The sequence below is a fragment of the Rhodococcus sp. P1Y genome, assembly GCF_003641205.1.
Taxonomy (GTDB): domain Bacteria; phylum Actinomycetota; class Actinomycetes; order Mycobacteriales; family Mycobacteriaceae; genus Rhodococcoides.
The window spans coordinates 2,331,543-2,344,347 of the sequence record NZ_CP032762.1 but is presented as its reverse complement, the minus strand read 5'-3'; the positions used below and the strand labels follow the sequence as shown (position 1 = coordinate 2,344,347).

13 protein-coding genes are annotated in these 12,805 nt (G+C 64.4%); 7 read left to right on the top strand and 6 right to left on the bottom strand.

From position 1 onward, the window contains the following. The first annotated feature begins 36 nt into the window (after positions 1-36). Positions 37-690 (top strand): 50S ribosomal protein L25/general stress protein Ctc, encoded by a 654-nt coding sequence (locus D8W71_RS11020; protein ID WP_121113426.1) that lies wholly within the window; start codon positions 37-39, stop codon positions 688-690. Between the two features lie 88 nt (positions 691-778). Continuing rightward, entirely contained in the window at positions 779-1,369 is a 591-nt protein-coding gene (gene pth, locus D8W71_RS11015) for an aminoacyl-tRNA hydrolase (protein WP_121113424.1), read from the top strand. A gap of 65 nt (positions 1,370-1,434) precedes the next feature. On the opposite strand, the gene D8W71_RS11010 is transcribed toward pth, so the two are convergent. Beyond that, a complete protein-coding gene (locus tag D8W71_RS11010; RefSeq protein ID WP_121113422.1) occupies positions 1,435-3,069 on the bottom strand; it encodes a fatty acyl-AMP ligase in 1,635 nt (544 codons plus the stop codon). A 136-nt stretch (positions 3,070-3,205) separates the two neighbouring features. Here D8W71_RS11010 and D8W71_RS11005 point away from each other — a divergent pair, with 136 nt between their 5' ends. The 3 genes from D8W71_RS11005 to D8W71_RS10995 all read left to right on the top strand — a co-directional run bounded on the left by D8W71_RS11005 (position 3,206) and on the right by D8W71_RS10995 (position 6,238). After that, positions 3,206-4,867, top strand: a complete 1,662-nt coding sequence (locus tag D8W71_RS11005) for a peptide chain release factor 3 (RefSeq protein ID WP_121113420.1) — start codon at positions 3,206-3,208, stop codon at positions 4,865-4,867. After that, complete coding sequence (gene pnuC, locus D8W71_RS11000; protein WP_121113418.1) at positions 4,867-5,511, top strand: nicotinamide riboside transporter PnuC; 645 nt, start codon at positions 4,867-4,869, stop codon at positions 5,509-5,511. Before D8W71_RS11005 ends, pnuC begins: the two co-directional genes overlap by 1 nt. A 94-nt stretch (positions 5,512-5,605) precedes the next feature. Continuing rightward, positions 5,606-6,238 carry a hypothetical protein gene (locus D8W71_RS10995; protein ID WP_121113416.1) on the top strand — a complete coding sequence of 211 codons (633 nt, stop codon included), beginning with the start codon at positions 5,606-5,608 and terminating at the stop codon, positions 6,236-6,238. A 49-nt stretch (positions 6,239-6,287) separates the two neighbouring features. On the opposite strand, the gene D8W71_RS10990 is transcribed toward D8W71_RS10995, so the two are convergent. The 4 genes from D8W71_RS10990 to D8W71_RS10975 are packed head-to-tail and all read right to left on the bottom strand — an operon-like array spanning position 6,288 to position 10,200. Further along, positions 6,288-6,968 carry a DUF4166 domain-containing protein gene (locus tag D8W71_RS10990; protein ID WP_121113414.1) on the bottom strand — a complete coding sequence of 227 codons (681 nt, stop codon included), beginning with the start codon at positions 6,966-6,968 and terminating at the stop codon, positions 6,288-6,290. A gap of 16 nt (positions 6,969-6,984) precedes the next feature. Further along, positions 6,985-7,449, bottom strand: coding sequence for a GNAT family N-acetyltransferase (locus D8W71_RS10985; RefSeq protein ID WP_121113412.1), 465 nt, complete (start codon positions 7,447-7,449; stop codon positions 6,985-6,987). A 19-nt stretch (positions 7,450-7,468) separates the two neighbouring features. Further along, on the bottom strand, positions 7,469-9,265 hold the full coding sequence (locus D8W71_RS10980; protein ID WP_121113410.1) for an ABC-F family ATP-binding cassette domain-containing protein: 1,797 nt from the start codon (positions 9,263-9,265) through the stop codon (positions 7,469-7,471). Beyond that, entirely contained in the window at positions 9,265-10,200 is a 936-nt protein-coding gene (locus D8W71_RS10975; protein WP_201265319.1) for a 4-(cytidine 5'-diphospho)-2-C-methyl-D-erythritol kinase, read from the bottom strand. The genes D8W71_RS10980 and D8W71_RS10975 overlap by 1 nt, the downstream gene beginning before the upstream one ends. A gap of 70 nt (positions 10,201-10,270) precedes the next feature. On the opposite strand from D8W71_RS10975, the gene D8W71_RS10970 reads away from it, so the two are divergent. Further along, positions 10,271-11,254, top strand: a complete 984-nt coding sequence (locus D8W71_RS10970) for a helix-turn-helix transcriptional regulator (RefSeq protein WP_121113406.1) — start codon at positions 10,271-10,273, stop codon at positions 11,252-11,254. A 48-nt stretch (positions 11,255-11,302) separates the two neighbouring features. Beyond that, on the top strand, positions 11,303-11,824 hold the full coding sequence (locus D8W71_RS10965) for a hypothetical protein (protein ID WP_153275361.1): 522 nt from the start codon (positions 11,303-11,305) through the stop codon (positions 11,822-11,824). Positions 11,825-11,885: 61 nt separating this feature from the next. Here D8W71_RS10965 and rsmA read toward each other — a convergent pair whose 3' ends face one another. Next, positions 11,886-12,761: a 16S rRNA (adenine(1518)-N(6)/adenine(1519)-N(6))-dimethyltransferase RsmA gene (gene rsmA / locus D8W71_RS10960; protein WP_121118987.1), complete on the bottom strand. Its 876-nt coding sequence runs from the start codon at positions 12,759-12,761 to the stop codon at positions 11,886-11,888. Positions 12,762-12,805: the final 44 nt, after the last annotated feature.

The window sequence follows — 12,805 nt, the reverse complement described above, 5'->3', positions numbered from 1 at the left end:
AGCCGTGTCCACCACAGATCCAGGAGCTCATTCTCAATGGCTAACGAAGTAAACAACCTCAAGGCACTCGTCCGCACCGAATTCGGCAAGGGCGCTGCACGCCGCACCCGTCGTGACGGCCAGGTCCCTGCCGTTCTGTACGGACACGGCAGCGACCCCCAGCACCTCGCACTGGACGCTCGCGCATTCGCTGCCGTCCTGCGTAACAATGGCACCAACGCTGTCCTGACGCTGGACATCGACGGCGCAGAGCAGGTCGCACTGACCAAGTCGGTCGTCGTCCACCCGATCAAGCGCAGCATCGAGCACGCCGACCTCCTCGTCCTGAAGAAGGGCGAGCGCGTCACCGTCGAGGTCAACGTCATCGTCGAAGGCGACGCGGCACCCGGCACCCTCGTCACCACCGACTCGACCGCTGTCGAGATCGAGGCCGACGCACTGTCGATCCCCGAGAACATCACCGTCGACATCGAAGGCGCCGAGATCGGCACCCAGATCACCGCATCCGGCCTGGCTCTTCCCGAGGGCGTCACCCTGATCTCCGATCCCGAGCTGCTCCTCGTCAACGTCGTCGAGGCTCCGTCCGAGGAAGACCTCGAAGCAGACGGCGAAGGCACCGAGGACATCTCCGAGACCGGCGAAGCCGAGACTCAGGAAGAGGCGTCCGAGGAAAGCTCCGACGAGAGCTGATCTCCCCCTTTCCACACGAGAACGCGTCGCTCCCTCTCACAGGGGCGGCGCGTTCTTCGTTTCGCCCCCGAATGGAAGAATCCAGCTCGTGAACGCAACGCCAGATTCGACAACCGGGCCAGCTCTGATCGTCGGCCTCGGCAACCCGGGACCTCAGTACGAGACGACGCGCCACAATGTCGGATTCATGGTCGCCGACGCCCTTGCCGGCCGAATCGGCGCGAAGTTCTCCTCGCACAAGAAGTCGAACTCCGACATAGTGCAGGCACGCTTGGCCGAGCGCTCTGTGATCGTCGCGAAGCCTCGTACGTTCATGAACCTGTCGGGTCAACCCATTGCTGCGCTCGCACGGTTCTTCTCGGTGGAGCCCGGGTGCGTGGTCGTCGTACACGACGAGTTGGACCTCGACTTCGGAACCATCCGGCTCAAACTCGGCGGCGGCGAAGGCGGACACAACGGATTGCGCTCCACCACACAGCATCTGAGCACCAAGGACTACCTGCGCATGCGCGTCGGGATCGGGCGTCCTCCCGGCCGGATGGATCCAGCGTCGTATGTTCTGAAGCCCTTCTCGGCCGCTGAGCGCAAAGACCTGGGCGTCATCGTCGAGGAAGCAGCGGACGCAGCCGAACTGGTCCTGCGCGTGGGTCTGGAGGCTGCGCAGAATCAGGTTCACTGACCCCGCCCGTGCGCGATGAATTACCGCCGAACGTAACTACGCCCTCACGGGGGCTGACCTGCCCCTCAGCCCAACAGCGACGCCGAATTCGCCCGACGCAATTTGCCCGACGACGTCTTGGGGATCGACCCCGGCCCGAGGACTGCGACGGTGCGAGGACGAACACCTACCTCCGAGTGCACTGCGTGTACCACCTCGTGCTCGATACGCTTGACCTCGTCGGGGTTCTGGAAGTCGTTGGTTTCCACTGCCACTGCGAAGCTTTCCCGTTTGTCGCCCGCGTCGAGTCGGATAGCGACGGCGTTGCCGGGGCGCACACCCGTCACCGATCCCGCCGCACGTTCGATGTCCGTCGGATAGATGTTGCGGCCGCCCATGATGATGACGTCCTTGATCCGGCCGCAGACGACGACGAGACCGTCCTCGGTGAAGTATCCGACGTCGCCGGTGTCGAGCCAACCCTCGGAGTCCTGAGTCTCGACGGGGCCGTCGACGGTGATGTAGCCCGGCGTCACGGCCTTCCCGCGCACCTCGATGATCCCCACACCACGGGCGGTGAGGACCTGACCTTCCTTGTCCACGACCCGCCCTTCGAGATTGGGCACCATCTTGCCCAGCGTCGCCAACCGTCGAACGTTGCCCTTGGTCGCCGGTACGGCGCGGCCCATGGCTTCGAGCAGATCCGCGTCGACGACGTCGAGAACCTGGCCCTGATCCGGGTCGGGAATGGACACGGCAAGCGTCGTTTCCGCCATTCCGTACACGGGGGCGAGCGCGAGTGGATCGAGCTTGTACGGCCTGCCTGCCTCGGCCAACGTCGTCATCGTGTCGGGGTCGACGGGTTCGGCGCCGTTCCATGCGTACCGCAGTGAACTCAGGTCGAGATCCAGGTCGTCGTCGGCCTGGGACAGTCGGCGAGCGAGCAGCGAGTACGCGAAATTCGGTGCTGCCGTGACGGTTCCGCGGTACTTGTGAATCAGCTTGGCCCACAGCAGGGGTGAACGCAGGAAGTCGAGCGGCGTGATGGAGACGACCTCGGCACCGACCTGCATCGGAACCGTCAGGAACCCGACCATCCCCATGTCGTGGAAGAGCGGCAACCAACTGATCATCACGTCGGAGTCGACGTCGAACTTGATCCGGTCGATCATCGCGTACGCGTTGACGTAGAAGTTCTCGTGGGTGATCCGCACAGCCTTGGGTGAGCCGGTCGACCCGGAAGTCAGTTGCTGCAAAGCGATGTCGGACTCCGAGGTCTCCACGGGGTCGATGTCGCGGCCCGCGCGCATGTCGTCGACCTTCAGCACGGTGATTCCGCGCTCTTCGAGAATCGGAGCGGCAACATCGAAGGGCGCACCGAGAATGACGGCCTTCGCCTCGATCATGTGCACGACCGTCTCGGTGTCCTCACCCCACACCGCAAGATCGGTTCGCGGCGTCGGCTGATGCAGCATCGTCACCGACCCACCGCGCATCCACGTCGCCTGACACGCAGGGGCGATGTCGACGGGCTGGCCGGCCAGAATTCCGATGGCGTCACCGCGGTCTATGCCTGCATCGGCGAGCGCTCCTGCCATGTTCCGCGCAACCTGGTGAATTTCGCCCCAGGACTGGCGCAGCGCAGCGTCGGGCTCCCCCGTGACGAGCCCGCGCTCACTGCTGCGAGCCGTTGCGAACATCTCTTCGGTGAACTTGCTCAATGCTCAACTCCTGTGCGAAAGACCGACCCGCGTCCACGCTATTCAATCCGGACTTCGGCGGTGACCGTTACCGCCGAAAAGGTCCGAGTACCCTGGTACCGGCAACATTGCCCCCATAGATGTAGAAGAGGTTCCCTTGAGCACGCCCGATTCGGTAGACGTCAGCACTACCCCCGCCGAGTCGGTACCGCGGAACGCTCACAAGGAACTCGGCAGTGAGGTTGCCCGCCGCCGCACCTTCGCCGTCATCTCGCATCCCGACGCCGGCAAATCGACGCTCACCGAGGCACTCGCACTCCACGCCCGTGTGATCTCCGAGGCCGGCGCCATTCACGGCAAGGCGGGTCGACGCTCCACGGTGTCCGACTGGATGGAGATGGAGAAGGCCCGAGGAATCTCGGTCAGTTCCACTGCGCTGCAGTTCAACTACCAGGTAGATCCGACGGCCGAGACGGTCAACGTCATCAACCTCGTCGACACCCCCGGTCACGCAGACTTCTCCGAGGACACCTACCGCGTTCTGACGGCCGTCGACGCAGCCGTCATGCTCATCGACGCCGCGAAGGGCCTCGAACCGCAGACACTCAAGTTGTTCCAGGTGTGCCGGCAGTTCGGCATTCCGGTCATCACCGTCATCAACAAGTGGGACCGTCCGGGTCAGTCGCCATTGGAACTTCTCGACGAGATCGAGCGGCGGATCGGCCTGACACCCACTCCCCTGTACTGGCCCGTCGGTATCGCCGGTGACTTTCGCGGATTGCTCGACGTCCGAGAGGGCAACTACATCCGCTTCACCCGTACCGCGGGCGGCGCGACCATCGCACCCGAAGAACTGCTCGACGCCGACGCCGCTGCCGCGCGCGAGGGCTCCGAGTGGGAGACCGCGCTCGAAGAGAGCGAACTGCTCGTCTCCAGCGGTCAGGGGCACGATCAGGAACTGTTCCTCGCCGGTCAGACCTCTCCGGTGATCTTCGGATCTGCGATGCTGAACTTCGGTGTCCGCCAGATCCTCGACACTCTCGTCGCGCTCGCGCCGGCACCCGGCCCACGTGACGACATCAAAGGGACGGTTCGTGAAGTAACCGACCCCTTCAGCGCCGTGGTGTTCAAAGTCCAGGCCGGCATGGACACGGCGCACCGCGACCGGCTTGCGTTCATGCGCGTCGTGTCCGGGGTGTTCGAACGCGGCATGGTCGTCACGCACGCCCAAACAGGAAAGCCCTTCACGACGAAGTACGCGCTCACTGTGTTCGGCCGTGAGCGCACCACCGTCGAGAACGCCTACCCCGGCGACGTAGTCGGCCTGGTCAACGCGACCGCCCTCGCGCCGGGACACACGCTCTACACCGACAAGAAGGTCGAGTACCCGCCGATTCCGTCGTTCGCGCCCGAGCACTTCGCCGCGCTGCGCGTCGACAGCGCCGACAAGTACAAGAAGTTCAGGCGGGCCGTCGAGCAGTTGGACTCCGAAGGAGTCGTTCAGGTGTTGCGCAACGACATTCGAGGCGACGCCTCCCCCGTGCTCGCCGCGGTGGGACCGATGCAGTTCGAGGTGGTCACGGCCCGTATGAAGACCGAGTTCGGCGTCGACGCGCGGCTGGAGCCACTCGGGTACTCGGTGGCACGCAGGACCGACTCCGAATCGGCCGTCGAACTCGGCCGTCAGCGCGGCGTCGAGGTGTTCACCCGTACCGACGGTGCGCTGCTCGCCCTCGTCAGCGACAAGTGGCGCTTGCAGTACCTCGAGAAGGAAATGCCGGAACTGACGCTCGAGCCGCTTGTCGCCGCGGGCGAATAGTGCTTGCCGCACTGCTCGACGCGCAGATCTCCATCGCGGGCCACCCGATTCTGTGGCGAGAGATCGTCGGCAACGGCTTCGGATTGGCGTCGGCGATCGGCGGAATGCGGCGAGTGGTCTGGGCGTGGCCGGTGGGAATCGTGGGCAACGCGCTGCTGTTCACGGTGTTTCTCGGCGGCGTGTTCCACACTCCGCAGGCCCTCGACCTCTACGGGCAGGCCGGACGGCAGCTGCTGTTCATCGCCGTCAGCACGTACGGGTGGGCAAGGTGGCTGCAGACTTCCCGAACCCGCAGTTCGGCAGTGCTTCCCCGGTGGGCAACTCCGCACGAGCGGTTGCTCATGGTCGCCGTGATGGTCGTCGGCACCCTCGCGTTTGCGCAGTTGTTCGACTATCTCGGGTCCTACGGCAAGTGGGCCGACGCATGGATTTTCACCGGATCGTTGCTGGCGACATTCGGTATGGCTCGCGGTGTGACTGAGTTCTGGCTGATCTGGATCGCGGTCGACATAGTCGGAGTGCCGCTACTCTTCCGAGCCGGCTTCTACCCTTCCGCGTTCCTCTACCTGGTCTACGCAGCCTTCGTGATCTGGGGTTTCACGGTCTGGGTGAAGGTGCAGAAAAAGACAATCTCCATTAAATAGCGGCATAAACAGGTGGAGTGTTACTCTTCGTTGGTCCGAACGGACTTCGAGTAGGTTTTTCGATGACGAATCGAAGAGAGACACAGGGTTCGCTATGACGCAGGGATCCAGCTATCCGCTGGCAGGAATCAAGATCGGTCAGACACCGGCTCATCGCCTGACCACGCAAACACCGAAGTTGGCTGCCGGGGTGTTTCCGTCCACGTCCAACGCACCTTCGGAGAACGCCACGTCCTCAGCCGCGGAACCGGCCACCGTCACCGGATCGGCATCTGCAGTCGAGCCCACCGCGAAGAACTCGAAGTCCGCAACGAAGCAGGACCCCGAAAGCACCACTCCGAAGCAGCCCTCCCAATCTTCGAACGAGGTTGAAGTGACTACCAGCGATCAGATCTCCGAGCACGGCCTGCCCACCAACGGCCGTTCCACTCATGCGTCGAGCACGAGCCCTTCCGCTACCGGCGGCGGACGCAGCGGCACTCCGGATCGCCGCACCGCCATGGGTGTCGCGTCGGTTCGCATCGCCGGACGCCTCACCCAGAACGAGCTCGGCAGCCGCACCGGGGACATCCGCACGCCGGACACCTCCGTCGGTCCCGACGAACTCCTGCAGCTCCTCGGCGAGTACCTCGTCTCCGGTGGACTGCAGAACCCGGAGATCCACGTCCGGTCCAACGGCCAGACCATCGTTCTCGATCTGCTCAACCCCGCCAAGGGCTACCGCTGATCGTTCGTCACCCACCCGTGTGTGCATGTTCTCGCGCACACGGGTCGATTCATTCTCGCTCCACGACCTTGGACGGAATCGCATTCTCGGGGATGTCCGATACCGCGCACGGTCGATCTTCTGCTGTGAACCACCCGTGATAGTGGAACAGCGTGCCCAACAGTCGACTGGTCACCTCGATCTGAATCCGGTGTCGCTGCTCGTCCTCATCCCACCACTCACGCGCTGACGTGAGCGCGGAGGCCAACTGCGGGATCTTGACACCCAGGACCCGAGGCGCATCACTCTCGAGTACAAGGCCGCCTTCTGCATCGACACTGCACGTGGTGTGCACAGCCATGTCCGAAGCGAATCCCAAGTAGTCGATCGCAAACTCGGGATCCGTTGTCTTCGCGGGCGTCACCATGATCGAGTTCATCCCCTGCGGCTTGCCGACGAACGCGAACCTGCGCACGAAAGCGAGTGTCTCGCGGCCGATGTCGTCGACGTACGCATAGTTGGCGATGGTGAACGGCACGTCGACACCCTTGCCGCCGGGAAACAATCCCCGCCGGGCGCCGAGCCACAGGATTGGCGGCGGAACGAGCGCGGAGTGGCGCATCTCCTCCATCACGCCCACGCCCAGCTGGCAACGGTTGTCGCCCGACGACAGACCGAAGCGCCACTGAACTTTCGGATGCAAGTTCTCGAACTCCGACCCGAGCGCGGCACGGACTACTGCGGTTCCCATATTTACACCGTACGGACTACAGGCTCTTGCGCATGTGGATCGACGTTTCACGGTAGTCGAGCGAGTCGTAGAGGGCCTTGGCGACGTGGTTGCCGCCGAACACATTCAGCCCCAACGAGGCCGCCCCCTCCGACCGCGCGCGCTCTTCGGCAAGAAGCATGGTGGCGCGACCCAACCCCCGGCCGCGGAACTGTTCGTCGATCTCGATATCCCAAACCCACCAGTGCGCGGGTTCGGCGTCGTCACGCGGGGCGATCCAGAGTAAACCAACCACGGTTCCGTCGACGAGCACGTCGAAGATGCGCTGACTTGGCGTCGGAATTCCGCCGGGGAACGTTGTCTCGTACGAACTAGCAGCGTTGGCCTCGGCCTCGGCTTTCGTTTCCCCGGCCTCCATCCGCTCTGCCACGTACTGGACCCTGGCGGCGGCAAGCCACCGGCGCATCCGTTCGGGTTCCATCGTGACCAGCGTGGGCGTCATGAGGACCACCCTATGGGGCCTAGTCCAGCTCGGCCGCCAATTCCATCCACCGCTCCTCGGCGACGTCCTTGTCCGCAACGACCTTCTTGAGCTCGGCATCGAGGTCCTGCAGCTTGCCCGAATCCGTCGCCGCTTCCAGCAGTTCGGCATGGAGGGCGATTTCGCGATCGGACAGCCGGACGACGAGCTTTTCGAGCTTGCTGAGTTCCTTCCGTGCCGCACGCTCGGACGCCGCGTCACGTACGGCCTTCTTGGCTGTGCCGCCGGTAGTCAGGGAATCCGGTGTCGCCTCGGCCGCCATCACAGCGCGCCTCCGCAAGTAGTCCTCGATACCGCCGGGCAAGTTGGTCAACTTCCCGTCGCCGAAGAGCGCCCACGTCGAATCGCAGATGCGCTCGATCAGGTACCTGTCGTGCGAGATCACGACGAGCGTGCCTGCCCAGCCGTCCAAAATGTCTTCGAGTTGCTGCAAGGTGTCGATGTCGAGATCGTTGGTCGGCTCGTCGAGCAGCAGAACGTTGGGCTCGGCCATCAGCACACGGGTCAACTGCAAACGGCGTCGCTCACCACCGGAAAGATCGCCGACGGGTGTGCGCTGGCGAGCGGGCGTGAAGCCCAACCGTTCCGCGAGCTGTCCAGCCGAGATCTCCTTGTCCCCCAGTGTGATCCGCTCGGCAATCTCCTTGACGGCATCGAGGACTCGGAGCTTCTTGGGGAGATCGTCCAATTCCTGCTTGAGCCAACCGATCTTGACGGTTTGGCCCTGGATGCGCTTACCTGCGGCCGGTTGCAGTTCGCCGGCGAGTGTACGGAGCATGGTGGTCTTGCCGGAACCATTGACGCCGACGAGTCCGACTCGCTCACCCGGCGCGAGTCGCCACGTGAAGTCCTTGACCAACTCACGGCCGTCGGGAGTCTCGAGACGAGCATCCTCTAGTTCGATGACCACTTTGCCCAGTCGACGTTGAGCAAAAGAGGACAGCGCGACCGAGTCGCGAGGCGGGGGAACGTCCGCGATGAGGGCCTCGGCGGCCTCGATGCGGTACTTGGGCTTGGACGTTCGCGCCGGCGCGCCGCGGCGCAACCACGCGAGTTCCTTACGGGCAAGGTTTCGACGCCGCTCTTCGGACGCATCCGCCTGACGGGCGCGTTCGGCGCGCGCGAAGACCCAGTCGTTGTATCCGCCCTCGTACGTTTCGATGCCGCCGCCGACGACCTCCCAGGTCTGATTGGCAACGGTGTCGAGGAACCACCGATCGTGGGTGACGACGACGAGCGCGCTTCGTCGCGAAACAAGGTGCGCTGCAAGCCATTGCACGCCTTCGACGTCCAGATGGTTGGTGGGCTCGTCCAGAACCAGCAGGTCGAGATCCTGAACCAGCGCCGCCGCCAACGCAACACGGCGACGCTCACCACCGGACAGGTTGTCGATCGGAGCGTCCAGGCCCGAGCTACCGATCGGACCGAGATCGGCGATGCCGATGCCCGTCAGGATATTTCGAACTCTCGAGTCGCCGGCCCATTCGTGCTCCGCCATGCCCAGCGGATCGAGAACGACCTGCCCGACGGTCGATCCGGGTGGCAGCACTCCGCGCTGGGTCACCACGGCCATCCGCAGCCCGCCGACTCGCGACACACGGCCCGAGTCCGGTGGTTCGAGACCTGCGAGCACTTCGAGTGTCGTGGTCTTACCGCCGCCGTTGAGGCCGACCATGCCGATGCGTTCACCCTCCTGGACGCCGAGGGACACACCGTCGAGCAGGGGTTTGACGCCGAAGGACTTCGAGACGTTTTCGAGGTTGACGAGATTGACCATCAGGAGAAACCAATCGATTCACTAGTAACCACGCGAGCACCGGGAACGGGACCGCTCGCAACACGCACGGTGCGGCAGACGCCTGCACCGGACAATTCAGCGCCGACGGACACCGCAGCGTCGGCGTCGGCGCACAGGAACGCGCAGGTGGGGCCGGAACCCGACACGATGCCCGCGAGGGCACCGGCCGCCACACCGGCCCGCAGCGTCCGACGGAGTTGTGGGAGCAACGACACTGCGGCAGCCTGGAGATCGTTGCCGAGCAGCGGGGCCAGCGCATGCGGATCGCCGCTGGCGAGAGACTGCATCAGCGCATCGGGCTCGCCGAGCCTGGGCGGCGAACCCTTGGCCCTGAGTTCGTCGAGTTCGGCAAACACCGCCGGGGTCTGCAAACCACCTTTGGCCAGCGCGAGTACCCAGTGAAAGCTGTTGCGTGACAACACCGACAGCAACTTCTCTCCGCGACCGGTGCCCACGGCGGTACCGCCGTGCAGGACGAACGGAACATCGCTGCCCAACTGCGCTGCCAGGTCGGTCAACTCGGCGCGGGATAGGTCGAGCTTCCACATCGCGTCGAGCGCAACGAGCGTCGCTGCAGCATCCGAACTGCCACCTGCCATGCCGCCCGCAACAGGAATACCCTTGTCGATGGTGATCTCGACCAGCGGCTCACGTCCTACCGCGTCGGCCAGAAGAACCGCAGCCTTCCACACGAGGTTCCGCTCGTCGGTCGGCACGGACTTGGCATCGCCGCCCTTGACGATCACACGCAGACCCTGAGACGGAACCACCGAGACTTCGTCGGACAATGACAGAGCCTGAAACACCGTCGTCAGTTCGTGGTAGCCGTCTTCCCGGAGGTCACCGACCGACAGGTGCAGATTGACCTTGGAGGGCGCCCGAACGACGACGGGACTGTGGACGACTGAGAGCACGATAGTCAACAGTAGTGGAGGACCCGTTCGAGGACAGCATTCGTCCGCGATAGCTGGGATCATCGGTGGTATGCGGGAAACTTCGGCACGGCTGCTCACACTGCTGTCCCTGCTCCAGACGCGCCGCGACTGGGCCGGGTCGGATCTGGCGGATCGTCTGAACGTGACGCCTCGCACCGTTCGGCGCGACGTCGACAAACTTCGCGAGATCGGCTATCCGATCAACGCGACACCGGGTGTGGGCGGCGGGTACCAGTTGGGTGCCGGTGCCGAAATGCCGCCCCTGTTGCTGGACGACGACGAGACCCTCGCTGTCGCCTTCGGGTTGCAATCTGCAGCGGGTGGGTCGGTGGCGGGCATCGGAGAGGCGTCGCTGCGCGCGCTGACCAAGCTGCGCCAGGTGATGCCGTCGCGCATACGGCACCGGCTCGACGCCCTGCGCGTCGACGTCGTCGAACGCCCCGCGCGCTCGGCGGTGGACGCCTCCGTCCTGTCGACCATCGCGGGCGTCTGCCACGGACGCGAGCGCCTACGGTTCGACTACCGCACGCACGACGGCACCGAGGCACGCCGGGAGGTCGAGCCGTACAGCCTCGTCCGGGCAGGCGCCCGCTGGTACCTGCTCGGATGGGACGTGATGCGGGAGGACTGGCGATCGTTCCGCGTCGACCGGATGGAACCGAAGATTCCCACGGGACCACGATTCACCCCGCGCGAACTCCCCGAAGGCGGAGCAGCGGCATTCGTCGCCACGGGAATCAACAGCACCTTCAACCGCGTGCAGGCACGAATCCAGCTGCACGCGTCCATCGACACCATCGCTCCGATGGTCGACGAGCAGTGGGGAACATTGGAGTCCGGCCCAGGGGGCACGTGCACGATTGTGCTGGGCGGTGACTCCCTCCCTTCCATCGCACACTGGTTGTCGGCCTTCGACACCGATTTCACTGTTCTCGATCCGCCCGAATTGCGCGACGAGTGCACACGAGTGGCGCAGAAGCACGCACTGATCAGCGAGCGGTACCTGGCGAGCGTCCGTCGTACACCGTCTTGATGCCCGATCGTTACCCGGACTACATAGTTGCGCGCTTAGGCTGACCCGATGCCTCGTACTCGAAACAGCCTGCTGCGTCGAATGTTCGGTGTTCTGCTCATCTCCCTGATGATGTCTGTCGGACTGCTGAGCGGCGGCGGTACCGCCTCGGCAGCGTTGGTGAACGTCGCCACACCGAGCCCGTACCCCTGGGAAGCGCCGATTCCGCTCGACTTCAACGGCTACAGCGCCCAGCTGTCGGTTGCCGAAGGACCGTACGTAGCCAAGCTGGGCATCAGCGTCGCGCCACCCACCACCGATCCGATCTACTCACAGCAGTTCCGACTGCTCACCTACTCCTCGCACACCGAGATCAATTGGCGTAACGCATCCACCGGCGCCTCGGGTACAGCATTCTCCGACGAGGGCGGCCGCTACCCGTCGGCCTCTGCTCTGATCGACACCGGACTCGGGTGGGTCGACTACACCATCGTCATCACGACAGGCGCGTTCATACCTCAGTTGAATCCGCAGACGGTGTCCGTATCGGGATCGGTGGAAGTCGTGCCGTGGCCGTACGGACCTGCTTGAATGTCGCCCGCTAGCTATCTGATCGTATGAATGGACCATTCAAGCGATCGGGAAAGTACCCTCAGGGCGTTGTGCCCGCCAACCGGACGAACGCCGCGGCGTCGATGGTCTCCCCCCGCGCCGAGGGGTCGATGTCGGCTTCCCTGAGGCGACGTTCCGCTTCGACGGGAGAGCCGGCCCAGCCGGCGAGTGCTGCGCGCAATGTCTTGCGGCGCTGCGCGAAAGCTGCGTCGACGACGGTGAACACCTTTCGCCGGTGCGCGTCGTCCATCGACCACGGCGGCTCGGGGTAGCGGTCGATTCGGACCAATCCGGACTCCACTTTGGGAACCGGCCAGAACACCGAACGCCCCACCGAGCCCGCGCGTTTGACCGTCCCGAAGAAGTTCGCCTTGACGCTGGGAATGCCGTAGATCTTGCTGCCGGGATCGGCGGCCAGCCGATCGGCGACCTCTGCCTGCACCATCACCAAAGCCGTTCTCAGCGAGGGCAGTTCGGAAAACAGGTGCAGCAGAACGGGTACTGCCACGTTGTACGGCAAGTTCGCGACGAGTGCCGACGGCTCGCCGGGGATGTCCGATGCCTTCACCCGAAGTGCGTCGGCTTCGACCACGGTGAGTTGATCTGCGTGCGACGGTGCTCGCTCGGCTACGGTTTGCGGCAGCCTATCGGCGAGCTTCGGGTCGATCTCGACGGCGATGACCGCGTCGGCGACGTCGAGAAGTGCCAGCGTCAGCGAACCGAGACCGGGGCCGACCTCGAGAACAGTGTCCGCTCCCCCGACACCGGCCGAGGCGACGATCCGTCGCACGGTGTTGGCGTCGTGCACGAAGTTCTGTCCGAGCTGTTTGGTGGGTCGAACGTCGAGTTCGGCGGCGAGAGATCGCACTTCCGCGGGCCCGAGCAGCGCCGCGGGTTCCCTCACATCATCAGGCACTGTGAAAACACTACGCACCAGGATCGGAGCCGGTGAAAGGACCT

Excerpts from the sequence above, each read along its gene's own strand:
- D8W71_RS11020 (WP_121113426.1), top strand. The coding sequence starts at position 37 with ATGGCTAACGAAGTAAACAACCTCAAGGCACTCGTCCGCACCGAATTC.
- D8W71_RS10995 (WP_121113416.1), top strand. The coding sequence starts at position 5,606 with ATGACGCAGGGATCCAGCTATCCGCTGGCAGGAATCAAGATCGGTCAG.
- D8W71_RS10990 (WP_121113414.1), bottom strand. The coding sequence starts at position 6,968 with ATGGGAACCGCAGTAGTCCGTGCCGCGCTCGGGTCGGAGTTCGAGAAC.
- D8W71_RS10985 (WP_121113412.1), bottom strand. The coding sequence starts at position 7,449 with ATGACGCCCACGCTGGTCACGATGGAACCCGAACGGATGCGCCGGTGG.
- D8W71_RS10980 (WP_121113410.1), bottom strand. The coding sequence starts at position 9,265 with ATGGTCAATCTCGTCAACCTCGAAAACGTCTCGAAGTCCTTCGGCGTC.
- D8W71_RS10970 (WP_121113406.1), top strand. The coding sequence starts at position 10,271 with ATGCGGGAAACTTCGGCACGGCTGCTCACACTGCTGTCCCTGCTCCAG.
- D8W71_RS10965 (WP_153275361.1), top strand. The coding sequence starts at position 11,303 with ATGCCTCGTACTCGAAACAGCCTGCTGCGTCGAATGTTCGGTGTTCTG.